This is a genomic window from Flavobacteriales bacterium (genome assembly GCA_016124845.1).
GTDB lineage: Bacteria > Bacteroidota > Bacteroidia > UBA10329 > UBA10329 > UBA10329.
Genome location: WGMW01000029.1, coordinates 1 through 24,516 on the forward strand (window position 1 = coordinate 1; position 24,516 = coordinate 24,516).

The 24,516-nt window shown below is 48.5% G+C and carries 22 protein-coding genes; 7 read left to right on the forward strand and 15 right to left on the reverse strand.

The features are described 5' to 3' along the window. The first annotated feature begins 225 nt into the window (after positions 1-225). Entirely contained in the window at positions 226-1,056 is an 831-nt protein-coding gene (locus tag GC178_11195; GenBank protein ID MBI1288127.1) for a hypothetical protein, read from the forward strand. A gap of 157 nt (positions 1,057-1,213) precedes the next feature. Continuing rightward, positions 1,214-1,786 (forward strand): hypothetical protein, encoded by a 573-nt coding sequence (locus tag GC178_11200; protein ID MBI1288128.1) that lies wholly within the window; start codon positions 1,214-1,216, stop codon positions 1,784-1,786. Between the two features lie 30 nt (positions 1,787-1,816). On the opposite strand, the gene GC178_11205 is transcribed toward GC178_11200, so the two are convergent. From GC178_11205 to GC178_11215, 3 genes are read right to left on the reverse strand one after another with little or no spacing between them, the layout of a single operon-like run. After that, a complete protein-coding gene (locus tag GC178_11205; GenBank protein ID MBI1288129.1) occupies positions 1,817-2,935 on the reverse strand; it encodes a sulfatase-like hydrolase/transferase in 1,119 nt (372 codons plus the stop codon). Further along, complete coding sequence (locus tag GC178_11210) at positions 2,856-4,271, reverse strand: aldehyde dehydrogenase family protein (protein MBI1288130.1); 1,416 nt, start codon at positions 4,269-4,271, stop codon at positions 2,856-2,858. The genes GC178_11205 and GC178_11210 overlap by 80 nt, the downstream gene beginning before the upstream one ends. 2 nt (positions 4,272-4,273) lie before the next feature. Then, on the reverse strand, positions 4,274-4,741 hold the full coding sequence (locus GC178_11215; protein MBI1288131.1) for a DUF962 domain-containing protein: 468 nt from the start codon (positions 4,739-4,741) through the stop codon (positions 4,274-4,276). A gap of 82 nt (positions 4,742-4,823) precedes the next feature. Here GC178_11215 and GC178_11220 point away from each other — a divergent pair, with 82 nt between their 5' ends. From GC178_11220 to GC178_11230, 3 genes are all read left to right on the forward strand, one after another. Then, positions 4,824-5,972, forward strand: coding sequence for a galactokinase (locus GC178_11220; GenBank protein ID MBI1288132.1), 1,149 nt, complete (start codon positions 4,824-4,826; stop codon positions 5,970-5,972). Then, a complete protein-coding gene (locus GC178_11225) occupies positions 5,965-7,251 on the forward strand; it encodes a T9SS type A sorting domain-containing protein (GenBank protein ID MBI1288133.1) in 1,287 nt (428 codons plus the stop codon). The genes GC178_11220 and GC178_11225 overlap by 8 nt, the downstream gene beginning before the upstream one ends. 337 nt (positions 7,252-7,588) lie before the next feature. Beyond that, on the forward strand, positions 7,589-8,140 hold the full coding sequence (locus GC178_11230) for a hypothetical protein (GenBank protein MBI1288134.1): 552 nt from the start codon (positions 7,589-7,591) through the stop codon (positions 8,138-8,140). 66 nt (positions 8,141-8,206) lie between these two features. Here GC178_11230 and lhgO read toward each other — a convergent pair whose 3' ends face one another. Next, positions 8,207-9,448, reverse strand: a complete 1,242-nt coding sequence (gene lhgO, locus GC178_11235) for an L-2-hydroxyglutarate oxidase (GenBank protein ID MBI1288135.1) — start codon at positions 9,446-9,448, stop codon at positions 8,207-8,209. Between the two features lie 9 nt (positions 9,449-9,457). Then, a complete protein-coding gene (locus GC178_11240) occupies positions 9,458-10,660 on the reverse strand; it encodes a DUF819 family protein (GenBank protein ID MBI1288136.1) in 1,203 nt (400 codons plus the stop codon). Between the two features lie 59 nt (positions 10,661-10,719). On the opposite strand from GC178_11240, the gene GC178_11245 reads away from it, so the two are divergent. Continuing rightward, the gene (locus tag GC178_11245; protein ID MBI1288137.1) at positions 10,720-11,748 is read left to right on the forward strand and encodes a DUF563 domain-containing protein; all 1,029 of its coding nucleotides are present in this window, start codon (positions 10,720-10,722) and stop codon (positions 11,746-11,748) included. On the opposite strand, the gene hemE is transcribed toward GC178_11245, so the two are convergent. From hemE to GC178_11265, 4 genes are all read right to left on the reverse strand, one after another. Then, positions 11,741-12,766 (reverse strand): uroporphyrinogen decarboxylase, encoded by a 1,026-nt coding sequence (gene hemE, locus GC178_11250; GenBank protein MBI1288138.1) that lies wholly within the window; start codon positions 12,764-12,766, stop codon positions 11,741-11,743. The genes GC178_11245 and hemE overlap by 8 nt on opposite strands. Positions 12,767-12,879: 113 nt before the next feature. After that, complete coding sequence (locus GC178_11255; protein MBI1288139.1) at positions 12,880-14,073, reverse strand: TonB family protein; 1,194 nt, start codon at positions 14,071-14,073, stop codon at positions 12,880-12,882. Between the two features lie 16 nt (positions 14,074-14,089). Beyond that, positions 14,090-14,461: a BlaI/MecI/CopY family transcriptional regulator gene (locus GC178_11260; GenBank protein MBI1288140.1), complete on the reverse strand. Its 372-nt coding sequence runs from the start codon at positions 14,459-14,461 to the stop codon at positions 14,090-14,092. A gap of 92 nt (positions 14,462-14,553) precedes the next feature. Then, positions 14,554-16,059, reverse strand: a complete 1,506-nt coding sequence (locus GC178_11265) for a hypothetical protein (GenBank protein MBI1288141.1) — start codon at positions 16,057-16,059, stop codon at positions 14,554-14,556. Between the two features lie 63 nt (positions 16,060-16,122). Between GC178_11265 and GC178_11270 the strand changes: the two genes are divergently transcribed. Continuing rightward, positions 16,123-16,878: an SDR family NAD(P)-dependent oxidoreductase gene (locus tag GC178_11270; GenBank protein ID MBI1288142.1), complete on the forward strand. Its 756-nt coding sequence runs from the start codon at positions 16,123-16,125 to the stop codon at positions 16,876-16,878. 10 nt (positions 16,879-16,888) lie between these two features. Here the strand turns inward: GC178_11270 and GC178_11275 are convergent, their stop codons facing one another. The 6 genes from GC178_11275 to GC178_11300 all read right to left on the reverse strand — a co-directional run bounded on the left by GC178_11275 (position 16,889) and on the right by GC178_11300 (position 24,490). Further along, positions 16,889-17,962 carry an NAD(P)H-dependent glycerol-3-phosphate dehydrogenase gene (locus tag GC178_11275; GenBank protein MBI1288143.1) on the reverse strand — a complete coding sequence of 358 codons (1,074 nt, stop codon included), beginning with the start codon at positions 17,960-17,962 and terminating at the stop codon, positions 16,889-16,891. Continuing rightward, positions 17,940-19,637: a glycerol-3-phosphate acyltransferase gene (locus tag GC178_11280; GenBank protein ID MBI1288144.1), complete on the reverse strand. Its 1,698-nt coding sequence runs from the start codon at positions 19,635-19,637 to the stop codon at positions 17,940-17,942. Before GC178_11280 ends, GC178_11275 begins: the two co-directional genes overlap by 23 nt. 35 nt (positions 19,638-19,672) lie before the next feature. Further along, positions 19,673-20,170: a DUF4442 domain-containing protein gene (locus GC178_11285; protein MBI1288145.1), complete on the reverse strand. Its 498-nt coding sequence runs from the start codon at positions 20,168-20,170 to the stop codon at positions 19,673-19,675. Positions 20,171-20,173: 3 nt separating this feature from the next. Further along, positions 20,174-21,253: a peptide chain release factor 1 gene (gene prfA / locus GC178_11290; GenBank protein MBI1288146.1), complete on the reverse strand. Its 1,080-nt coding sequence runs from the start codon at positions 21,251-21,253 to the stop codon at positions 20,174-20,176. A gap of 2 nt (positions 21,254-21,255) precedes the next feature. Then, complete coding sequence (locus GC178_11295; protein ID MBI1288147.1) at positions 21,256-22,425, reverse strand: phosphoribosylformylglycinamidine cyclo-ligase; 1,170 nt, start codon at positions 22,423-22,425, stop codon at positions 21,256-21,258. A gap of 67 nt (positions 22,426-22,492) precedes the next feature. Next, positions 22,493-24,490 carry an OmpA family protein gene (locus tag GC178_11300; protein MBI1288148.1) on the reverse strand — a complete coding sequence of 666 codons (1,998 nt, stop codon included), beginning with the start codon at positions 24,488-24,490 and terminating at the stop codon, positions 22,493-22,495. Positions 24,491-24,516: the final 26 nt, after the last annotated feature.

A 24,516-nucleotide genomic window follows, 5' to 3' on the forward strand; every position in this document is an offset into this window, starting at 1 on the left:
AAACAAAACGAAATATTTGTTTCGTATGCAGAGTCGCCAGCATCTGCAATAGGGAAAGAAAAAGCGTGGGAAATAATCAAAAAGCCTATTAAGCTATGAAATATCGGAATCAATCCTTTATAGGGAGACGTACGAAATAAAATAGGTTTTCAAATATATGGCGACTTAATACTTTGGTTTCAAATAATTGATTACGCAAAAGTTAAGAAGAGACCAATAATATTCGTGACTAATGATGTTAAAGAAGACTGGTGGCAGCATGATAGTGACGGTCAAAATAGCAACATACCAAGACACGAACTGTTATTTGAATTCAAAGACAAAAGCCAACAAAAGATTTGGTTTTATACGATTGACCGGCTCATTCATAAGTCCAATCAATACTTAGGTACTGCGGTTTCCGATGAAGTAATTGAGGAAATTGAGAATGTCAATATCAGCAACATTGATCAAGAATGGCTAGAGTTGCTTCAAGATGCGTTGGATAATGATGAAGACGTAAGGGCCAACCATAGATATAAATACAAAGGGAAATCCCTTGGGACTTGGTTAACGGGTATTGCTCAGCGAAATAAAGAGGACAAAAAACTCGACATCAGAGCTGAAATTGAAGAACTTGGATTTGACTACAATCTAAGAGGTCGAACACCTGAAGCATCCACCAAACGATTTATTCGAAAACTAATTTCTGATGAGGATCCTGTGAAAATGAATTATCAGAATTGGTTCAACAACATTATCGCACCAAAGAAAGATGACTTATCCGAAGAGACAATTGACAAGTTGAATCAGGTATGGGAACTGAAGTTTGACGAAGAGCGGTATTGGGAAATCCCATCAAAAATTAAGGATAGAGTTGATGATTGGAAATTATTCCGATATGATTCAGAGAGAAATCCAAGAAACAAGTGGTCAACAAATGACCAAGAGATGGGTGACCTATACACTTGGGTACTTAAACGGAAGAAGTATTCAGAGTTTATGGAGCCAATTATTGACAGATTTGATTCTGAAGAGTTGGAAGAACTCAAAGCTGAGGGGTTTCCAATTAAATAACGATTGCACAACATCTGCTATCAAAATAGGGCGTGACGACAGATACGCAAACCTTGGTTGTTTCTGCCAAGTTCAGTTTAGGCTGAAAGGTCAAAGGAGTTAAAGCCCTATTTTCATAGCAGTGACCGTTGGCGGTAATAAAATGTGACATCTGCGCATGACCCTTTTTTTGAAGACATCAGACAAGGAAATTATGGGGATTCGCAAGAAGATTGTCCTCGACAAGGCTATTCCTGCCTTGCAGAGAAATGGCTTTGACAAATCTCCATTTAGCGGTGCTGACTTTGGCTGGCATGGAAGTTTGGGGTATTTCTACGAACTATGTAGAATCACCGAAGGCTCTATTCTTGAGACGGTGACAATTGAACTTGTCAAAAGAGATAAATGGATTAAAGTCTTTCTTAACGCATTCGAGTTAAATCCTGTCCTAAAATCGCTAAGCGAATTAGATGGATTGGACGGAATACAGTTTAAGTTGCCACCAGCAAGTACCACTCAAATACGTGTGCATTCTGACGACATCAAAGGAATTCCGTTACTAAGTTGTGAGTTCATGGGCGACCTTCATAAACTTAAACGAAGCTACACTCAGCGTGGACAGAAAAGTGCGATTAGAAAGCTCGAATCACGGATTGAAAATGACATGACCCACATCGACTTTTACTTTAGTAGATGGTACAAACTTCATCAACCACTTAGGACGACTTGGGAAGGAAAAACTGTTGAATGAAAAGAAAGAAATTACTACCGCCAACACCCGCTACTGCGCCACAGCCTCCAACACAGGTTTTCCCACCCAGCAATCGGGGGCCTTGATGCCGAGAAGGTAGGCCAAGGTAGCGGCCGTATCGTAGGTTTTCACTTCGGCCTGTAGTTCTCCGTTCACCACACCTGTTCCCGTAAGAATCCATGGCACAAGGCGTTCTTCGGGCGTATCTCCTCCATGCCCGTGGCCAATACCGCCATGGTCGGCCGTAATAAGAATAACGGTGCTTTCCAATTCGCCAGAGGCTTTTACCGCATTCACCAGTTTGTGGATCATGCGGTCGGTTTCGGCAACTGCTGCGTAGTAGGCAGGCGTTCCGTGGCCTTCGTGGTGCCCGGCATGGTCCACCAGGTCCAGATGCACGAACATGAGATCGGGTTTCTGTTTCTTAAAATAGTTGGAGGCCATGCGTGTAATGCCTTTGTAGCCTTTGTGAGCTGCCGCCTGCAACAGGCATGCATCGCGCTGGCGGTCGGTCACACCCTTCTCAAACAAGCGGTTGTAGGCCAGCCAATCGTTGAAGCACGCGATCTTGGATTCCGGTCTCTGTCTCCGCAGCTCGCCAAAGATGGTGGGCCACATGCCGCTGGGTTTGCCGTTCCCGTTCGTCCCTTGGCATTCCAGTTCAATGGTCTGCTTGTTGGGCATCCAATCGTTGGAAGTAACGCCATGCTTGTCGGGTCCCGCGCCCATGATCATACTCGCCCAGTTGGGGCTGCTGCTGGTGGGCAGAACGGCCTCGCACTTGAACGTGTACGCGGCCACTTTCAGGATGCTGTCGATGGTCGGGGTTTCGGCCTTGTGCACGCCATCGGGGCTCATGCCGTCCACACCGATCACGATCACGTGTTTGATGGGTGGTTTTTGGGCCATCACGAAAACAGGAAAAAGGAGCAAGAAGCAGAACGGTAGCCACCGCACAATCTTCATCTGTCTTTCTGAGGAACGAAGAATCTCAAAAAAAAGAGAGACGCTTCCTTCGTCAGCGAAACAAAACGGTTCAGAGTAACAGGTTCTGTTCACTATTCGCCTATCAGCGAAGCAGCCACTTGGCAGCCATCTTAATGAAGTTGGTCTTGCCCGTTGTGTAAGGCGGGTATTTCTGCGCCACATCGCCAAGGAAGGCACGTGTCATTACCGGCTTTTTGTGCGAGAAGGTGTCGAAACCGAGCTTGCCGTTGTAGGCACCCATACCGCTGTTCCCTACTCCACCGAAAGGCAGATTCGGTTGTCCGGCATGCACCATCGTTTCGTTCACACAGATGGCACCCGAAGAGGTTTCGTTCATCAAACGCTTGCGCAATTTGCTGTCGTTAGAGAACAGGTACATGGCCAGCGGACGCTCGCCTGCATTGATGTGGTTGACGACCTCATCGAAATTGTCGTACCCGATAATTGGCATCACCGGCCCGAAGATCTCTTCCTGCATGGAAGGGTGATCCATACTCACGTTATCAATCACGGTTGGTGCGATATACTTGGTGGAAGCATCCGTAACGCCACCAATGATGATGTCGCCTGTCAGCATCTTGCTCACACGGTTAAAGTGCTTGTCGCTGATGATGCGGCCAAGGTCTTCCGATGGCTTATCGGCCGGACCGAAGAACTCGGTGATGTAATGCTTCACACGACCAAGGAATTTCTCCTTGATCTTGTTGTTCACGTAGATGTAATCGGGCGCAATGCAGGTCTGTCCCGCATTCTGGAATTTGCCCCACACCAAACGCTTGGCGGCAATGTCCACATTGATGTTGGTGTCGATGATGCAAGGGCTCTTTCCGCCCAACTCCAAGGTTACCGGAGTCAAATGCTTGGCTGCCGCCTGATAGACGATCCGTCCGATCTCGGTACCTCCGGTGAACAGCAGGTAATCGAAACGCTCTTTCAGTAGCTCGCCCGTTTCAGGAACGCCTCCTTCCACACAAACGATGTATTCCGGGTCGAACGTGTCTTTGATCAGGTCCGCAATGGCCTTGCTACAGTTCGGAGAAATTTCTGATGGCTTCACAACAGCCGTGTTTCCTGCGGCCATAGCGCCCAAAAGCGGCCCGAAAAGGTTCTTCACCGGATAGTTCCAAGGTGCAATGATGAGCGTGACGCCATACGGCTCAGGCACGATCATGGACGATCCCGGCTGAAAGAACAATGGCGTGGCCACGCGTTCCGGCTCCATCCAATCATCCAAATGGCGCAGATAGTGATCGATCTCTGCAACGGTCACTTCAATTTCCGTTGTAAACGCCTCCTGTTCCGGTTTGTGAAGATCGGCCCAAAGCGCATCCAACAGGCTTTTTTCATGCTTGCGGAAAGCATCTTTCAATTTGTTCAACTGGCGTTTTCTGAACCCTGCCGACTTGGTGGCGTGTGTCCAGAAATAATCGCGCTGCTTCTGAACAAGGGCTGAATATGCGGTGCCGGTGGCCGGCTTTTCGAGAACTGCTTCTGACATGATCAATATTTAATACCGAGTTTATTGTAGAGTTTGACCAATACCCACATTGGTCCAACAAGGAAGAATTCGAGGTCTTTGAAAAACGATGGCTTTTTGCCTTCGATCTTGTGTCCTACCAATTGGAACACCCACGAAACGACAAAAATGGCCAAGGAGAATATCCAAATGCTGATCGGGCCGTGGTACAGGTAGCACAGGACCATCCCCACCGCAGTTACGGAAATGATGCCTACTGCTACGGCAAACGATATGGAGAGGTAATACGCGAACACCAGCACCGCCACGATCATGGCCACATTCAGCGGTTCGCCACCGAGGAAACTGAGTTCAACAGGAAGTTTCACATCCCACAGAATTCCAATGGCACTCAGAAAAATAAGCGGAACAAAAATGTTGTGAATGACCTGATTGGTGTCATTCTGATGGCTTTCGCGATACTCACCGAGCAGGCGATCGATCTTTGACATAATGGAAATTGATTTTTGAATTCAGGTAAAGTTAGGGACTTTGCGCTGTTTAACTCGTTAAGCCGCTGCTAAATTTAGCCCGATGCAACATCTAACCAAAAGTTTTAGCCATCTGTTCGGCAAAGCCGAAAATATCCAAGGATTTTTCTCCCCTGGCAGGGTCAATCTCATTGGGGAACACATCGATTATGTGGGAGGATTGGTGATGCCCATGGCCATCTCATTGGGAATAACCGCTTTGGCAAGAAAGAATTTTCCTGACAGGTTTCGCATCCATTCCACCGATTTCGAGGAAACCGTTCTATTCGACCTCGATCACCTCCCTACTTCAAAGCAAGATCATTGGAGCGATTTCGCGCTTGGAGTGATCCTGCATCTGAAAAGCGGGGGAATGGAAATTTCAGGATGCGACATTCTACTGGACAGCAACCTACCAAAAGGCTCCGGGCTTTCTTCTTCGGCTGCGCTGGAAGTGCTCGTCTATTACACGCTTTGCCGACTTCATGGAATTGAACCCGACCGCACGCAAATGTCATTGGATTGCCAGAAGATCGAGAATGAGTTTATTGGTGTGAACTGCGGCATCATGGATCAGTTTGCGGTTGCAAACGGAAAGGCCGGCCACGCCATGCTGCTCGATTGCAACTCTCTTGATTGCGAACACGTGCCGCTTGATCTTGGCAACCACTCATTGCTCATCATCAACAGCAAGAAGCCAAGAGCCTTGGCCGAAAGTGCCTACAACCAACGCAGGGCGGAATGTGCCGAAGCCTTGCGAATCATCCGGCAGCATCGCCCTATGCAGAACTTGGTGGAAGCCAACGAAACAGACCTCGAACTGCTACATGATCCGATTCTCAAACAGCGAACGCGACATGCTTTTACCGAGAATCAACGCGTCAATAAATCGGCTGAAGCTCTCCGAAGCGGTAACCTTATACGGTTCGGGGCGTTGATGTCGGCTTCACATATTTCCTTACGAGACGATTGTGAGGTTTCCTGCGCGGAGCTTGACCTGATCGTAGCAACACTCTTGGAAAGCGAGAATTGCCTCGGAGCACGGATGACCGGAGCCGGATTCGGTGGTTGCTGCATCGCCTTGGTAAGATCAAATGCCATCGAAAGCATCTCATCCGAACTAAAAAACAGCTACCAAAAGATGTTTGGCCACGCCCCGGAATTCTACACGTGCGCACCGTCAGTTGGCGTACATCAGTTACTTGATGTTTAAATTATCTTTAACCCCACTTAACACACAAAATCTTACCATGAAAAGAATTTTTACTCTTCTGATGCTGACGTTCTCCATGTCGGCTGTTGTAATGGCGCAGTCCTCCGAATGTGATGGAACGCGCTATGTGGATTACAATGCATTTCCCAACGTTGATGTAACGAGCGGAGTGACCTTTGGGAGCAATACTGCTTTGGGCGGTGGTCAGGTCGATCTGAAAATGGACGTTTATGAACCTGCGGGCGATAATTTCGACAGCCGTCCAGTGATCATCTTGGCTTTCGGTGGCTCATTCATTGGCGGTCAGCGCAGCGATATGGAATTCCTCTGCCGGATATTCGCCAAACTGGGATATGTGGCCATTGCACCGGATTACCGCGTAGGTTTCTTCCTTCCAAATCAGGTTACTACCACTTTGGCGGTAATGCGCTCCATGCACGACATCAAAGGATGTGTTCGCTATTTGCGTAAAACCGTTGCTGAAGATGGGAATCCTTACGGTATCGACTCTCAGCGCATCATTGTAAGCGGAATCTCGGCCGGTGCCATCGGATCTATCCATGCTGCTTATCTTGACAAAGACTCAGAGGTGCCGTCCTATATGGCCAACGACACGGCCGGGCTCGGTGGTGTTGAAGGAAACAGCGGATCTCCCGGTTATTCCAGCCAGCCGTATGCGGTAATGAGTTTCAGCGGAACCATTGGCGACACCAGCTGGATCGAGCAGGGCGACATTCCCATTAGCAGCATTCATGATGAATTGGACAATGTGGTTCCTTACGGCACCACCGAAGTTTCCGTATCTGGTTTCCCTACAGGTCTGGTTGCTTCAGGTAGCAAGGACATTCACATCAGGGCGGAAAATTTGGGAATTGACAACTGCCTGCTCACCTACCGCGGTGTACAGGGGCACGTGGCATACTTCTCCAACGGGGTCGATCAGCAGGCCATTGACTTTGCACGCGATTTCTGCATGAACATGGTCTGTACCGGAGGCTCCGACTGCCATAGTGTAGACGCAGTAACGGAAGGAAATGGCATCAGCGAGATTGACCGAAACAGCATTGAGGTTTACCCGAACCCAACAGATGGCGTCCTCACTTTTACCATGGATGAAACCTCAACGGTTGAGGTACTTGATGCAACAGGAAGAGTGGTTCTTTCAGGCTCCTTGACCATCGGAAAAAACAGATTGGACGTGAGCGCGCTTCCAACAGGCTTTTACACGCTCCGCACCATCGGCAAAACCATCAGCACGGCTCCGTTCATCAAAAAATAATTGCTCTGAATTTGAGCACAAAGCCTCCGAGATAATTGGTCTCGGAGGCTTTTTTGTTTGCGCACAGACAATAAACCGAAAGCCCCGCGTTACTACTGAACAAACCTTTGCATAGCGGGTTTTATTCTGAGCCGATGGGCGAAGTGATACGCAAATGCTGGTCGTTTTACTTGGTTTATTGGTTGATCGAGTTATCATTAGACCATCGGCATGCCCCCGCACACAAATTGTGTGCGGGGGTTCTTTTTAACGCAATGCTGTTAACAAGTGTATTGCAATGGGCTTTGATCCATCTTAACACAAACATAAATTTGCTCAAACCAACAGTTACATATAGATGGCTTTAGGCATCACCTCCATTTTTAAAAAGAAGGTATCTGAAGAGAAGGTGGCCGAACTGTTTGTCAACATCATTTTCAATGCGGTTGATACGAGTTTCGCAGAGGTGGCCGAACTGTTGAACAACGACCTCAATCTCATTTCCCGCGCTACTATCGATTCTGAGGATCAGGATGACTTCCTGATGGTGGTGATCGCAGGGAATTTTCACCTTCTCGACAACTATTTCTTCGAAGGACAGGAAGACCGGATCCGTCAGTTGACGATTGAGAAACTGGCCGCCATCTATGGCGTTGACACCGTGACGATGCGCTCTGCCATCGACAATATGCTGTCTTATTTCGGCAAGATCAACTACCCGTCAAAGAACACGCATTACGCCATGAGCCGTGCGGTGTTCTACAAATATGGGTTGAACGATTTCCAAAAAGATTACTTCAAGAACCTGAACACGCCTGATCCGATCCTGCTCAAGAACATCGATGAGATCATGGAGCAGTTCATCATCAAGTGGGACACGTTCACGGAGAAGTTCCGGATCACCGATTGAGTCACCTATAAATCACGTCATGCTGAACTTGTTTCAGCATCCATAAGTTCAGACCCTGAAATAAATTCAGGGTGAATCTACCTTATCTTTTAGTGCAAACCGCTCTTCCGCCATTTCACGAATCTGATCGCCAATGGCCAAACTGGCCGTAGCCGCAGGGCTCGGAGCGTTCAATACATGTAAGGAATTTCCTTTCTGCTCAATGCGGAAATCATCAATCGTATCGCCACCCAATCCGAGCGCCATGGCACGTACTCCTGCCCTGCCGGGAACAATATCATCCATGGTCAGGTCAGGGATCAATCGTTGCAAGGTTTGTAGGAAAAGTCGCTTGGAAAATGCTCTTCTGTACTCATTCCAAGCAAAGCCGAAATGGTTGAAAAGCAGATTCCACGTTCCTTTGAATGAAAGCGCCTCAGCCGTGTCACGCAGGTTGAAATCCATCTTGCCATAGCCTTCGCGCTTAAAGGTGAACACCGCATTCGGGCCGCATTCGATATTCCCGTCCGTCATTCGCGTAAAATGCACGCCCAAGAAGGGGAATTCAGGGTTTGGAACGGGATAAATAAGGTTTCGGACCTTGTGTTTGGCATGCTCGGCCAGTTCGTAGTAATCGCCACGGAAACCGACAATGGCCATATCCAACTCTACGCCATCCTTCTTGGCCAATCGGTCTGATTGCAAGCCTCCACAAAAAACCATGTACTTGGCCTGGTAACTTGCCTTATTGGTTCGGATGTTCTTCAGCCCCGCTTCTTCTTTATATGACAGCACCTCCTCGTTGAAAACAACCTTGCTTTCGTTGTTCAACGACTCCGTAATCTCCAGCATTTTGGCCGTGGCACCCACAAAATCGATGATGCCCGTGTACGGCACCCAAATGCCTTTAATGCCGGTACAATGCGGCTCGATCTCTTTGATCTTCTCCGAACCGATGTACTCGATATCGGTCAGGCCGTTGGCTTTGCCATTGTTGAAGACCTTGTCCATCTGCGGCAACTCCTTCTCTTCCGTGGCCACAATGATCTTTCCGCACACGCCATGCTTCACACCATGCTCCTTGGCAAAGGCAATGAGCTGGTCTTTGCCTTTCACGCAGTTCTTCGCCTTGTACGAACCCGGCTTGTAGTAAATACCCGAATGGATGACTCCCGAATTGTGACCAGTCTGATGCGGTGCCGGACGGTTTTCCTTCTCAATAAGTAGCACTTTCAGCTCGGGATATGCCCGCTGAAAACTGTAGGCCGTGGCGGCTCCCACAATTCCACCGCCAACGATACAGATGTCAAAAACTTGGTTTTCGGCCATGCCGCGAAATTATGGAAACAGCAAATGGAAAATCTCAGCCATTGCCAGACCAAGGTAGTTGGCAATGGCATAGCCCACCAAACCTGTGGTAAGACCACTTACTACAATGTCCTTGTTCTTTAGCACACTTGCTACAGGTCCGATAAACGCAGGGCCGAAAATCCCCGCCACGGAAGTGATCAATGTGGTATCTGCATCAATCCTGAAAATCCACGAAAGCAGAAAATGCACGGCAAGCGTTCCAAGGAAAACGCAACTCACATACAGCAACACTTCCGGGCTGGCCGCCAACATTTCCTGAATGTTGGAAATGGAACCGATGCCCATGCAGAACACCAGCAGAAAGTATTCTCCGAACTCGTACGTGCGTGGCAGAAACCGCACCCTTTTAATAAATGACGCACCGATGCTCAATGTGGTGACCGCAAGAATGACCGAAGGCGCGGTGATCTTGCCGTCTATCAGAATGGAGAACCCGATACTGGCACCGACAATTGCTGCCGAAAGTAGAAATGCCCATGACCACGCCTTGGCCAATGTTTTCTTGGAGGCCATCCGCTCAACGCGCTGGTAATGGAACGTCTCGTCCCTGTCATGTTTCTCTTTCGGCACGAAGGATGGAAGAAACTTCAACGCGATCTTCTGCGCCACCGAAAGCAGCAGCAAGAGATAAAGCGCACTCAGAATAAGGTCACATGCGTTGAGCACAATGAATACTTCGTTGGAAATTCCCAAAGCCGTTCCGATGGCCGCCAAGTTGGGAGTTCCGCCCGTGTACACGCCCACCATCATTCCGCTGAGTTTCCAAACGTCATCCACGCCCATCTCCTGCAAATGGAAGTAGGCCGAAACAGCGAAGGAGGAAACGAGTACCGCCACCACGGCCAATCCGAACGATTTGGCCGTTTGCTTGGCGTATTTGAGCCACGCCATAAACCGCGTGGAAAGCAGCATGAGCGAAATGGCCAGCGGCACCATGGCCTCTGCCACGGTTTGGCTCAGTTCGGTATTTACGGGCGAATTGGGCAAGTTTCCAACAATCAGCCCAACCGCGTAGCACAGGATGACCGGCCCGACCATTCCGGCCAGTTTGTTCCGCTTCACGATCTCGATAACGATGATCGGAAACGCCAGCATGACCAGGATCTGAATGATGGACACCAAAGACATATTTCGAAAATAATCAGCGCAAACAAACCTGCAACGGCACATCAAAAAGAGTTATCCATACCACCGAACAGCTGGATTGTACTTACTTTGATGCACCAAGCATGAGCGTCAACCAACGGATAAAAAATGCCTTTTGGCACATTTCTGATGAGGTTTTCAAACCGCTTCATCTCAAGGAGATTAAGCCTTTTGAAAAGGAAGTTGTGGCCTTTGAGGATTCGCGTGTGAGTGATGCGGTGAAGTACCACAACGAGAAATGGTTTCACACGGAAATGGTGGTGAAAGCGAAGAATGCAACGGTGGAGCCGCAGTACGGCTACGCTGTTCACGGACTTCAGACCATCATTGGTGCAAGCATCCGCACGCGCAATAACCTTCCATCGCCCATTCCTATGTTGAAGGCCGTTTTGGGAAACAAAAAGAAACTGAAAAAGGCCATCCTTTTTGACGGAAGCATGGGCATCAACTACTTCCATTTTCTGTCGGATGTGCTGCACAAGATGTACCTGTTGGAAGAATACACGACCATCGACTGTCCCGTTCTGGTCGGTCAGGCCGTGTGGACAAAGCCGTTCTTCCAATTCTTCATTAACGAAACGGAACTGAGCAAATTCGATTGGCAGCCGATAACCGAACCTGTGCAGGCAGAAGAGCTTTGGATCGCGCGTCCACTCCCTTACGGAAAGGAATATTGGCTAAGGACAAAACGGCTTTTCATTCCTGAGGATCAGCCGCTGAACGAAAGAAAGGCCATCTTCATCAATCGGACCGGAACGCGGCATATCACCAATTTTGATGCGATTGAACCGATCCTTCAAAAACATGGCGTTTTGGTGGTCGACCCTGGTTCAATGAACGTCAGACAGCAGGCCGAACTATACAATTCCGCCACACACATCATTGGAATTCACGGGGCCGGAATGACCAATGTCGTCTTCAGCAATCACCAAAAAGTGAAGGTTCTTGAACTCTGCTCGAATAACCGCATCGGTACGCAGTATTACTGGCTTTGCACCGCTCTCGGAATCAACTGGGACATGGTGCTTGGAAGCGAGGCCAATGCCGACCAATCTTTTGAGTTGGATGCGGATGCGTTTGAGAGACGGTTGGCGGAACTTCTCGCTAACTGAAATGGTATTCCTTCACCGTATCAACGAACAATTTCACTTTTAGTGGGTCGATGTCGGGATAAACTCCGTGGCCAAGATTGGCGATATGACGCTGCGGCCCAAAGGATTTAAGCATCGCCTGCGTTTCGGCAACAATCATTTCATCCTCCGCATATAGCACGCATGGATCGAGGTTTCCTTGAAGCGTTTTGTTTGGCCCGATCAAGGCGCGGCTTTCCGCTGCATCCATGTTCCAATCCAACCCAATGGTATGGCAATTGAGTTCGCCCAATTCCTTACGGACGAAATATGCGCCTTTGGCGAATACCGTTATCGGCACTTCATCAATAGCATCACAGATCTGCGAAATATATCGCAAGGCAAACTCGCGGTATTGATCGGGACTTAGAATTCCTGCCCAACTATCGAAGATCTGAACCATGTCGGCACCCGCAGCAATCTGACCTTTCAGATAATTGATGGTACTCAGCGTGATCTTCTCCAACAATTGATGTGACAATTTCGGTTGGGTGTAAAGGAATTTCTTGGCCTTTGAGAAGGTCTTGGAACCACTTCCCTCTATCATGTAGCTGAAGATTGTCCAAGGCGCACCCGCAAAACCGATCAGTGGCACGCGACCACCCAACTCTTTCTTGGTGAGTGAAATCGCATCAATCGTATAACGGACATCATTCGCTTCGGCAACTTTCAGTTTTTCAATGTCGGATGCTGACGAAACCGTTTTCTCAAACCACGGACCACGCTTCTCCACCATTTCATACGGCAAGCCCATACCTTCAGGAATAACCAGAATATCGGAGAAGATGATGGCCGCATCCACGCCCAGGTGGTCAACTGGTTGAATGGTGACCTCACATGCAAACTCTGGACTTTCGACCAATTCTTTGAAGCCGCCCATCTTAGCACGGACCTCGCGGTATTCGGGCAAAATCCGCCCTGCTTGACGCATGAGCCAAACAGGCGTTCTCTCCACTTTTTCTCCTCGCGCTGCGCGCAGAATCAGGTCATTTTTCAGCATGAGGCAAAGCTAATCCTCACAATCGGAAAAACAGAATTTGACAGAGATATGACCTGCCAAAAAACTCACTCGCCTTCACAGGTAGGTTTGAAATGTCTTCAAACAATACCGCCTCACTCCAATTTGAAAAAGATCGGTAGCACCATCTGAACACTCACCTTCTTACCATTCTGCATACCAGCGGTCCAATTAGGCATCTCAGATATTACACGTACGGCTTCGGCATCAAGGTCATCCCTAACTCCTCGCACAACCTCTATTTGTCCAACCTTGCCCGTCTTATCAACCACAAACTGAACGAAGACCTTTCCTGAAACACTATCAGCCTTGGCACTTTCAGGGTATTTGATGGATGTCATCATATAGCTCATCATTTCCTGCATCCCGCCTGGGAATTCAGGCATAACGTCCGCAGTCTTGTACACTTCTTCTGCTTGTTCCTGCACCGCATCAACAGGTGTTTCCGTGCAAGCGGCCATCAACCCGATGACAGCCAATAGTGGCAAGGCGATGAGATAACGCATGCCACCCCATTTCGATGATTTTTCTGAATATATCATGTTTACTCGTTTTTTAAGATCATTTGAATTATTGAAACTGTTCGCAAATGAAAGTTCTGACGGTAGCTGAAACAGTTGATCCAATTGAACCTTAACGTAGTGCTCCTTCGATGAGGATATATATGTGAGAGCATCTGCCTGATACTCGTGGATTTCCTGAATGGCACGCTGATAAAAGACCAGCAGCGGATTGAACCAGAAGACGATGCGCAGCAATTGAAGCCACAGCACATCATACGAATGACCGAGCCGAACATGCGCCAGCTCATGATTCAGAATAACTTCTTGGTGATGAACCGATAATTTCTTCGGCAGATGAATGCATGAGAGAAATGAAAACGGCCCAGCCGAATCGGAACGGGAAACCCGTGTACCGTTTATCGTCTCCGTTTCGGCATTTCGGAACAATAGGATGATCGAAACCATTCCCCGAACGAAAAACAACAACGAGACAATAACACCTGTCAAGTACAGATACAATGGCCAGTTAAAGGATTCCGTTGCCAACGGTGCATTCGCAAATGGCTGGCTGAAATCAATTGTAGGGAGTTGCACGCCCAACACCACTTCCTGTGTTTCGGTACTGAAAGGCAACAGCGGCACAAGCAGCGAAACCACTGATCCGATAAGCAAAAAACCCCTGTTGATGCCATGAAACGTAGTGCGTTGCAGCAGCATCCGATAGCTGAGCAATACAGCTATTAGCGTCAGGTTGCTTATTAATATGTATCGCACAAATTCTTCCATGGCGTGCTCAATACTGTTACGGGTTCTGCGCTTTCTTCGCCTCGATCACCTTCATCAACTCATCCATTTCCTTAACGGTGAGGTCGTTATCCTTCACAAAAAATGAAACCAGATTCTTGAACGAACCCCCGAAATAGTTGTCCACCAACTGATCGGCCGTGTGCTTCGAATACTCGTCCTTGCTCACCAATGGGAAATACTGATGCGTTTTCCCGAACGCCTTGTGGTCCACAAACTCCTTCTTTTCCAGAATTCGGATGATGGTACTGATGGTATTATACGCAGGTTTCGGCTCTGGAAACTCCTCCATCACATCCTTTACGAATGCCTTTCCGAGTTTCCAGAGCGCTTGCATCACCTGTTCTTCAGCCTTTGTCAGATCTTTCATGCAACAAATATAACTATATTTTTAGTTATACAACTATTTATTTAGTTTTTCGAATGGAAGCACTTTCAAAAGCCTGATTCAGACTCAGATTTTCACCGTTCCCAATGCCCCTGACCAGAAAGAACGGTGAACCGTTTGGCCATTCGCTGTTTGATGGTCTGCTTTTTAATCGGCACGAACCATATTTCCGCTACCGATTTTTCCTGCGTCACTTCCAACGTGAAATAGCCGTGGCTTCCGAACTCTTCCCAGCGGTGATGCGGATTTGCTCCCATGCTCCAACTTCTTACCAACGGCAACAAAAAACCAGGCACGCCCGATTCCTTCATGTTGATGCGGCTGATGCTCGGACCTGTGATCTCCACACCCACCGAGCCTTCGCCCGTGCGTTTGTTGTATTCGGTTTTGCAGGTCGGCCAGCCCGTCATATCCATCACAAACGTCATGTGGATATCGCCCGTCAAGACAACGGTATTCTTCAGGTCATTCTCCTTCAGAAAATCATAGAATCGCTGGCGGTCTTCGGGATAACCGTTCCAGTTTCCTGTGTCGAAAACGCGGCCGTTTCCATTCTGCTTCCGCATGAAACTTGGCGTGTCCTCACTCAGCCAATCGGTCATCATTTCCTGATTGCCTATCAACTGCCAATGCGCATCTGAGCTTTTCAGTTGTTCCTTCAGCCAGTCAAATTGGGCTTCTCCCAGCACCGATTTCTTCCCTTCCGCAAACTCCGTCTTTCCACGATAGTAGAACATATCGATCATGTGCAATTCGGCCAATTTTCCGAAACGGAAACTGCGATAGATCTGCTCTGGATGCAACGGATCCATCATCCGAACAGGCACATATTCGTAAAATACCTCGATGGCATCGGATGTTTTTGCCTTATCGGGCAGGTCGATATCGTGGTTGTCCCATTCCGCGATCCACGTCTTTTCCTGTCGCGCCTTGCGCAGATCGGCATCCATCAGATAGTATTTGTGGCGTTCGCGCCAACCTTCCTTATCCTTCACATCTTCCTGCGGGAAAGAAGGCATGCGATTCAGCTGTCTGCTGTCGGGATAATCGTACACGTAATCGCCCAAATGCACCACAAAATCCACATCCTCGCGCTCTGCAATCCGCGCGTAGGCGTTGAAAAATCCAGCCCAAATGCTGGAACACGAAACAACCGCCAACTTCAGTTTGCCCACATTTTCCTGTGGCAGCGTTCGCGCCTTTCCAATGGCAGAAACTTCTCCGTTTTCGGAAATGAAGCGGTAGAAATACCTCCCGCCAGGTTGCAGGCCTGCGGCATCAACCCGAACGCAATGATCATGCATCTCGATGGCCGAAGCGCTTCCTTCAGAAACAATGCTGCTGAAAAGGCTGTCTTCCGAAACCTGCCAAGTTACCTGCACGATGGCCGTTCTACGTGATGGAACGACCTTGGTCCAAAGCATCACGCGGTCGGTCATCGGGTCGCCAGATGCCACGCCATAGACGAATGGTGCATGCAGCGTATCGCCAAACATATTGGCAGGATAGCCGTGTTGCGCGAAGGTGTTGGTGGCAGATACCAGCAATCCAACCAAAAGAAGTCCACGAAACCACTTCATGCCGCGCAAGTTAGTTTTTTGGCTATCGCGATTCGGAATTTCACGAAATCGTAATTTGCCAGCATGAGCAAGACAGCAATCGTTACAGGAGCAACAGCAGGAATTGGTGAAGCCACGGCCCACGAACTGGCCAAAATGGGCTACGATCTTATCCTTACGGGAAGAAGGAAAGAACGGCTTGAAACCGTGAAACAGCAGATCGGAAGCACATTCGGAATTGATGTTTCCATTCACACATTTGACATCCGCGAACGCGAACAGGTGGAATATTTCTGCCGAAATGAAATTGCTGACAAGACAATCGATGTGCTGGTGAACAACGCTGGTCTGGCATCTGGCCTTTCCCCACTCCATGAAGGTGATGTTGAGGATTGGGAGAAGATGATCGACACGAATGTGAAAGGGTTGCTTTACATCACCCGCGAAATTGCTCCACGAATGGTTGAACAGCAGTCAGGTCACATCGTCAATGTTGGTTCCATTGCGGGCATTGAAGTTTACCCGAACGGAAACGTGTATTGCGCCACCAAGCATGCGGTAAAAGCCATTTCGGAAGGGCTGCGCAAAGAGCTTTTCGACAAGGGAATCAAGGTCACGAACATCGCCCCAGGACTTGTGGAGACGGAATTTTCCATTGTCCGTTTTCATGGAGACAAGCAGCGGGCTGATTCGGTTTATGCGGGGATGCAACCACTCACAGCCAAGGATATTGCCGACTGCATCGGTTTCGCAGTATCGCGCCCTGCGCATGTGAATATTGCGGATATGCTGATCCTTTCAACGGATCAAGCGGCCTCCACCATGGTCAATAGAAAATAGGTTTGCACCATTACACGCGCCTGAACATGGAGCGATCGATGTCCACGTAAAACGGGAATTTCATCAGGTAATCCAAACCTTCCTCTACGGTCTTCTCACCATAGATCACATCATAAATGGTCTCTGTAAGCGGCACGCGAATGCCGAGGTAATTGGCCATGGCGCGGGAAATGCGAAGCGTGTTCAGACCTTCCGCCACCTCTTCCATATCGGCCAGAATGGCGGTGAGTGTTTCACCTTTCGCCAAACGATAACCGACCGTAAAGTTGCGGCTCTTGGAACTGGAACAGGTGGCAATAAGATCACCGATGCCAGCAAGACCGAGCACGGCCACAATATCACCGCCCAAGTGTGTTCCCACATGAATCATCTCCACCATTCCGCGGCTAATTAGCAACGCTTTGGCATTCTCCCCGAAACCCAATCCGCTGAGCGCGCCTGCCGCCAACGCGATCACGTTCTTCAAAACACCAGCAATCTCCACACCTGTCAGATCATGGCTTCCATACACCTGAAAACGGGGCGTTCGCAGACTCTTTTGGCCCAGTTTGATCACTTCGTCAAAATGGCTGGCCACAACCGTTGCAGCGGGTTGTCCTTCTAAGATCTCGGCAGCCAAATTCGGCCCCGCCAAGCAGCCCACGCGCCTAACAATTGTTTCCTGAAGGATGACCTCACTCATGGTGTTCACCTTCTTTGGATTGAGCTTGTAATCGGCCGTCAACTGGTCACCTGCTGGAAGCTGAATGTCCACACCCTTGGTTCCGTGTATCAGAATGTGCTCTGGGGTCAGATGCGGAGCGAGTGACTTTATGGTTTCTCGGAACCCAGCCGAAGGAAGTATCGGGAAGATGAGCCGACATTGGTTGGCCACTTCCGCAGCATCAGTTGTGGCACGGACATTCTCGTGCATCACGCGGCCACGATTCTGACGCGTGGTATTGATGCTGTCCGCCACTTCCTGACTTCGCGTAAGCAGAATTACAGGCTGGTTTTCTGCCAACAGGTTGGAAATGGCCGAGCCGAAACTGCCTCCGCCAAGCACTCCAACTGGAGCTATTTCATATGAATTTGTGGAGGCCATATCCTTCTAATCTGTTGTGGTAGAAAAACAGCACTTTGATGTCCTGCGATTGAAAATCCTTGTCCTCGTTGTACATCAGCGGCAACTTGGCGTGATAGATCCCGAGATTCGCAACGCCCTTCTTCACAATATTGGCAATGCTTCCCTCCTGCACTTCCTTCTCCAATTGGATTTCCCCATTGGCATACATTTCTCGAAGTCGCTCCACCAGTTTGCCGACCGCGTCCATCAACTGCTTCGGTCTGATGGTGAGGTCTTCGGACGGCAGCCGCATGAGTCCGTACAGATCCATCTTGCTGTAACGCGCTTTGATGATTCGGAAGGCAGCAAAGGCCACCACCTGACTTGAAAAGACGACTGCCTCACGATGGTATCGTTTCACGATCTCCTCGCCCAGCATGCGCGTGTATTCCGCATCTCGCTGAAGATCCTTGCTTATCTCTCCATTAGAGAAGAAGTATTTCTTGATGTCAACCTCATTTCCGTGCGGGTCGAAACTTCTTCCCTCCTCGTCCAACCGATTTCCGAAAAGATCCATCGGTGTTCCGAAACGTACCGCAATCTCAGACGAAGCGGTGAAAAACCGATAAATGAACTTGATCATTTTGGTAGAAGTGGAGAAATCATCATTCTCCACGTAGTACTGCTCCTGCCCGCTTATTTTCAGATGCTGATCGATCAGGCTCTGTGCTTCCAGCACGAAGTTGTAATTGATGGTAACGGGCACCACGAAAATCTTCTTGGCCTCTTCTCCATCATTCTCAAAATTCAGTCGTTGCGCCTGCAAGGCCGTTCCCAGCAAGCCGAGTTTCAACCGCTTCTCCAGCATACCACTGCGTGAGCGCGTGCCGCCTGGGAAGAACAGCCCGTTGCAACCTCTGCGCAGCGATAGTTCCGAGTACATTTTGAGCGTTTCGAGATAGAGCATGTTCTTCTTGCGTCTGTCCACCTTGTACGCTCCCAAACGGTTCATGAACCATGCAAGGATCTTGATGCCGAACAGGTTAAGTCCCGCGCCATAAAGCACAGGCGGAAGTCCGATGCTCTGAATGGCCCAGCCAATGAGCATGGAATCGAGGTTGCTGAAGTGAGTAGGCACCACGATGATGGTTCCTCTTTTGGCCAACTCACGGATGTGATCGATCTCACCTACGAGATGGATCTTATCGTGTAGATTATGACGGGTTTCGAATAAACGCGCCATTCCCTTTCCTTGCGATGCATTGAGCAATCGAGAGAAGAGCGTGGTGGTGAATCGCTTGGCAAAATCGTACGCATTCACATCAAAAACCCCTGCAATTTCTTCCGCGTAGCGCTTTACAATGCGTTGAACCAGGTCTTCATGCCCGAACGCGTGCGGATTTTCATGACCTGCATTGATGCGCACCATGTCCTTCTTCACCTTGCTCCAGAATTCCTTCTCGTCAGGCGCATCGGCTTTCCAAGGCGTTTGGCTTACGCGAATACGTTCTGAATAAAGCGTCCGTGCCAACTCGTCCTTGAGATTAGCAGGGTTGTTTCCCAGCTGCTCCTTGATGTTCTCGATGGATAAAGCGACAAGTTCCTTGATAAACGCTTCGCGTTCGTGCGCCAGCTTGACGATCGGCCACGTGCTGGCATCGGGATAAATGGGGTCGTAAAGCCACCCATCCTGATTATGCACCTTGGTTGCCATGATCGAATATAGGAATTAACCGTTGCGGGAAGGGCTTATTTGCGGCTTCGCTTTTTCACCGACCAAGTGAATGTCCAGTTGGAAACCTCCGTTCCATCGTCCATTCTTCCAACGGTTTTCATGGGAACGAGAACCGCTTCGCCTGTCTTACAGGTTTCCGTAATGGCATCAAACATCTTCTGACCGTCCTCACATGTAAACGTTACGCTGGCGTTGGCCTTCTTGGTGAATTCTCCTTCAATATTCGAAACCAACATCGCAATGCTCTCATTCGAATTTTCGATGGCCAGCACCGCCAGCATTCCTGTACTCATCTCTGCCGACATGCTCTGTGCCGCAAAATAGATGGACTTGAACGGATTCTGATTTCTCCAACCAAAAGGCATCCTGATTTGACATGCCTCAGGCGTGATCTTCTTCAAACTACAACCCGCCACCCAAGCCAAGGGCAATTCTTTGAGAAGAAAAAGATTGAACAGAAAAGAGTTCTGAATTCGGTTGATGTATTTCTCGCCTTTCGGTGTCAGTTTCATAGGTCAGATGGTTTCGCCAACACGCAAACGCTCGGCATTTTCAGCCATTTGCAGCGCATCGAGCATTTCCTGTATGTCTCCGTTCATAAAATCGGAAAGCGAATATAACGTCAAACCGATTCGGTGATCGGTAACCCTTCCCTGCGGATAATTATAGGTTCGAATTTTGGCCGAACGGTCTCCCGTAGAAACCATGGTTTTCCTTCGGCTGGATATCGCATCCAAATGTTTGTTCAGCTCTTGTTCGTAGAGTTTGGTCCGAAGCATTTCCATGGCCAGTTCGCGGTTGGCCAACTGCGAACGCTCCACCTGACAGACCACTACAATTCCAGTTGGTTTATGTGTCAACTGAACCTTGGTTTCAACCTTGTTCACGTTCTGACCACCAGCGCCTCCAGAGCGCGAGGTATGAAATTCAATATCCGCTGGGTTCAAATGCACGTCCACTTCTTCCGCCTCTGGCAGAACAGCCACCGTTGCAGCTGAGGTGTGCACACGCCCTTGCGATTCGGTCTGCGGCACGCGCTGCACGCGATGAACGCCCGATTCGTATTTCAGCACACCGTAGGCACCTTCCGCATTCACTTTGAAACTGACCTCCTTGTAGCCGCCAGCAGTTCCTTCACTCTCATCCATCAACGAGATCTTCCAACCGCGACCTTCCAAGTATTTGGTGTACATACGATAAAGGTCCCCTGCAAAAATGCTGGCCTCATCACCGCCTGTTCCTGCACGGATCTCGACTATGGCATTCTTGGCATCCTCAGGATCTGCAGGAAGCATCAGAACACGAAGTTCTTCCTCCAATTCTTCCTTTCGGGTTTCCAGTTCACCAAGTTCCGCTTTGGCCATTTCAATGAAATCGGCATCGGTTTCGGTATTCAGAATTTCGCGACTGCTTGAAATATTGGCAACCACGTTTTCATATTCCTTGGCAGCTTTTACCACAGGCTCAAGGTTCCGATAATCACGATTGATCTTTACAAAGCGCTGCATGTCCGCCATCACGGTCGGGTCGCTCATCTGACCTTCGAGGTCATAGAATCGTCTCTGAATATCGCGCAGCTTATCTAACAGTTCCATGTTTAGCTGTAAATGAACTCACCGAACTCAGAACGGATCGTGAGTTTTTTCGCACCTTCCTCCACTCTACCAACTATCTGTGCATCGACATTGAAACTTTTTGAGATGGAAATGATGTCTGCGGCAATCTCTTCGGGAACATACAATTCCATACGATGTCCCATATTGAAAACCTTGTACATCTCATCCCAAGATGTTCCAGACTCTTCTTGAATGATCCTGAAAAGTGGAGGAACAGGCAATAGATTGTCTTTGATGACGTGACCCGAATCGATGAAGTGCAGAATCTTGGTCTGCGCACCTCCAGAGCAATGCACCATTCCATGAACCTGCGACCGATATTCATCCAATATCTGCTTGATGATCGGTGCATAAGTTCGTGTTGGCGACAGTACCAATTTCCCAGCGTCCAACGGAACTCCATCGACAGCATCGGTCAATCCGTACTTTCCCTGATACACCAGATTTGAATCCATCGAACCATCAAAACTCTCGGGATATTTGGTCTTTAGGATATTGCTGAACACATCATGACGGGCAGCGGTAAGACCGTTACTTCCCATGCCTCCGTTGTACGCGTTTTCGTACGTGGCCTGTCCGTAAGATGCCAACCCGACAATAACATCTCCAGGTCTGATATTGGCATTGTCGATCACATCCGAACGCTTCATTCTACAGGTAACCGTTGAATCCACGATCAACGTTCTGACCAGATCACCAACATCAGCCGTTTCTCCTCCCGTGGAGCGAATGTCCACACCATTGTCGCGAAGCATCTGAAGCACCTCCTCTGTTCCATTGATAATGGCTGAAACCACCTCGCCTGGAACCAAAAATTTATTCCGACCAATGGTTGAGGAAAGCAGAATATTATCAACCGCTCCCACACATAGCAGATCGTCTGTGTTCATTACAATGGCATCTTGCGCAATACCTTTCCATACAGAAAGATCCCCTGTCTCCTTCCAGTACATATAGGCCAGCGAACTCTTCGTTCCCGCACCATCGGCATGCATGATCACGCAATGATCTTCCGAATTGGAAAGTGTATCAGGAACGATCTTACAGAACGCTCTCGGAAAAAGCCCTTTATCTACGTGTTTGATGGCGTTGTGCACATCTTCCTTATCGGCCGAAACGCCCCGTTGCTTATATCTCTCTCCTGCACTCATGAACTTTGTCTAACAAAAAAGCATTCCGACCTGCGGAATGCTTTTCTGAAATATCTATGAAGGTTGCTTAGTTTCCTTTAGGAACGTAGTCTGTTCTCAATACTTTGAACTCCGTTCTACGATTCAACTGGTGAGCCTCTTCTTTCAATTCAGTTGTTGGTTGCTTCGCAATGAACGCATCGTTGATAACGCTTCCTTTCTCGAAAGAACCAACTGCGTTCTCCAACACTTTAGGCGTTGTCTCTCCATAACCTTTGGCAACCAAACGCTCTTCTGCAATTCCATTGTCAATCAAATAATCAACAACCGACTGCGCACGTTTTTGTGAAAGCGCCAAGTTAGCTGCATCACTACCTCGCGTATCCGTGTGAGAACCAAGCTCAATCACAATAGTTGGGTTGTCGTTAAGTGTTTCAACAAGTCCGTCCAATGCCACTTTAGACTCAGGACGAAGATCCCACTTGGCCAAATCGTAGAAGATGTTTGGCAGGTCGATAACCTTGTTGATCGGATCCAACTCAAAGTCGTGTACAAGATCCTTATCCTCTTCAAAACCAACAGTTGTGGTCTTACCCGTTTTGTTCAGGTAGAAATCTTTCTTACCAGCGGTGATCACGTAAGATGTTGCTGGAGCAAGATCGAACTTATACTCACCTTTAGAATCTGTTCTTGTTTCAAGCGAAGAACCATCCGTTCCTACGATCGATACGGTCGCATCGGCAACTGGCTTCTTGGTTTTGAAGTCGATAACCGTACCACCCAAAGTGAACTTCAAGGCTGGTAACAGGAACGAATAGATGTCATCGCTTCCTTTTCCGTCCTCACGGTTTGAAGTGAAGTAACCTTTCTCCTGCTCCTTCTCGAAGATGATACCAAAATCATCACCTGAAGAGTTGATCGGGTAACGCATGTTGGTCACGTTGCCCCAAGAATCTCCTTGCGCTTCTGCCATGAAGATGTCAAGTCCGCCCATACCGATGTGACCATTTGAAGCGAAGTAAAGCGTTCCATCGTTATGAATGAACGGATACATCTCATCCCCTGGTGTGTTCACAGAAGCCAAGTTTGTTGGTTTTCCCCAACGTTTTTTCTCGTTATCGAACTTAGAGATCCAAAGGTCTCTTCCTCCTTTACCACCTTCAGCATCAGAAGCAAACACCAATGTCATTCCATCAGCAGACAGTGCTGGGTGACCAACAGTAACCTGTGTACTGTCGTCTCCTTCTGGTTTTTGGAAGAAAGGGATCAACGTTGGCTCTGTCCAGCTATCCCCATTCTTATTGGAAGAGTAAAGCTCACAGCCCATTTTCACTTTCTTCTTCACACCACAACGGGTAAAAATCATCTGGTTGAAGTCGTTGTTCATTACAGCAGCACCTTCATTGTAAATGCTGTTGATGGTAGCTGGAAGCGGCTTCGGCTTGCTCCACTTTCCTTTATTATCAATGGTAGCTTCAAAAATATCAGTAAAGCCCTGACCTGTCCATCCATCAATATCATTGCCTGACGCATTGCTTCTTGAAGATGTGAAGTAGATCGATTTGAAATTTTTGGACGCATAAGAAGGTGCAAAATCCATCTGCTTGCCGTTCAACTGCACCTCATTTTCAACAACATAACGAGAAGGATTGTCAATCCATTTTTGAGCCAGCGCACAAGCCTCTGCACCTGTTTTTCCGCGTGGATCATCTGGCACCAACTCAGCATACTTCTCGTACTCCGGAATGGCGTCTTCGAACTTGCCATTGGCCTTCAAAGCATCTGCATAGTAAAGTTGTATGCTATTCTCAGGATACTTCAGTTTCAACGCTTTTCTATACCACGTTTCGGCCTGCTTCATATCATTTGTAAGACGGTAGCATTCGGCAGTCTTATAGATGATCTCAGCCTTTTTTGCCTTATCCTTCTCTTTTGAGTAGGCTTTTTTCAAGAGCGGAATTGCCTTGTAGTACTCCTGCGCTTCGAAGGCAAGATTTGCTACTTCAAAATGATCGGTCTGAGCGCTTGCGGTGATTGAAAACAATCCTGCAATTACGGCTACTACTAAGAACTTGGTTATTCTCATGGTTTAGGTGTTGGTGCTTGTTTTAC

Bases quoted from the DNA above. Each gene is read 5' to 3' on its own strand.
- GC178_11200 (MBI1288128.1), top strand. From the start codon at position 1,214: ATGACCCTTTTTTTGAAGACATCAGACAAGGAAATTATGGGGATTCGC.
- GC178_11205 (MBI1288129.1), bottom strand. From the start codon at position 2,935: ATGTGGCGCAGAAATACCCGCCTTACACAACGGGCAAGACCAACTTCA.
- GC178_11210 (MBI1288130.1), bottom strand. From the start codon at position 4,271: ATGTCAGAAGCAGTTCTCGAAAAGCCGGCCACCGGCACCGCATATTCA.
- GC178_11215 (MBI1288131.1), bottom strand. From the start codon at position 4,741: ATGTCAAAGATCGATCGCCTGCTCGGTGAGTATCGCGAAAGCCATCAG.
- GC178_11220 (MBI1288132.1), top strand. From the start codon at position 4,824: ATGCAACATCTAACCAAAAGTTTTAGCCATCTGTTCGGCAAAGCCGAA.
- GC178_11225 (MBI1288133.1), top strand. From the start codon at position 5,965: ATGTTTAAATTATCTTTAACCCCACTTAACACACAAAATCTTACCATG.
- GC178_11230 (MBI1288134.1), top strand. From the start codon at position 7,589: ATGGCTTTAGGCATCACCTCCATTTTTAAAAAGAAGGTATCTGAAGAG.
- lhgO (MBI1288135.1), bottom strand. From the start codon at position 9,448: ATGGCCGAAAACCAAGTTTTTGACATCTGTATCGTTGGCGGTGGAATT.
- GC178_11240 (MBI1288136.1), bottom strand. From the start codon at position 10,660: ATGTGCCGTTGCAGGTTTGTTTGCGCTGATTATTTTCGAAATATGTCT.
- GC178_11245 (MBI1288137.1), top strand. From the start codon at position 10,720: ATGAGCGTCAACCAACGGATAAAAAATGCCTTTTGGCACATTTCTGAT.
- hemE (MBI1288138.1), bottom strand. From the start codon at position 12,766: ATGCTGAAAAATGACCTGATTCTGCGCGCAGCGCGAGGAGAAAAAGTG.
- GC178_11255 (MBI1288139.1), bottom strand. From the start codon at position 14,073: ATGGAAGAATTTGTGCGATACATATTAATAAGCAACCTGACGCTAATA.
- GC178_11260 (MBI1288140.1), bottom strand. From the start codon at position 14,461: ATGAAAGATCTGACAAAGGCTGAAGAACAGGTGATGCAAGCGCTCTGG.
- GC178_11265 (MBI1288141.1), bottom strand. From the start codon at position 16,059: ATGAAGTGGTTTCGTGGACTTCTTTTGGTTGGATTGCTGGTATCTGCC.
- GC178_11270 (MBI1288142.1), top strand. From the start codon at position 16,123: ATGAGCAAGACAGCAATCGTTACAGGAGCAACAGCAGGAATTGGTGAA.
- GC178_11275 (MBI1288143.1), bottom strand. From the start codon at position 17,962: ATGGCCTCCACAAATTCATATGAAATAGCTCCAGTTGGAGTGCTTGGC.
- GC178_11280 (MBI1288144.1), bottom strand. From the start codon at position 19,637: ATGGCAACCAAGGTGCATAATCAGGATGGGTGGCTTTACGACCCCATT.
- GC178_11285 (MBI1288145.1), bottom strand. From the start codon at position 20,170: ATGAAACTGACACCGAAAGGCGAGAAATACATCAACCGAATTCAGAAC.
- prfA (MBI1288146.1), bottom strand. From the start codon at position 21,253: ATGGAACTGTTAGATAAGCTGCGCGATATTCAGAGACGATTCTATGAC.
- GC178_11295 (MBI1288147.1), bottom strand. From the start codon at position 22,425: ATGAGTGCAGGAGAGAGATATAAGCAACGGGGCGTTTCGGCCGATAAG.
- GC178_11300 (MBI1288148.1), bottom strand. From the start codon at position 24,490: ATGAGAATAACCAAGTTCTTAGTAGTAGCCGTAATTGCAGGATTGTTT.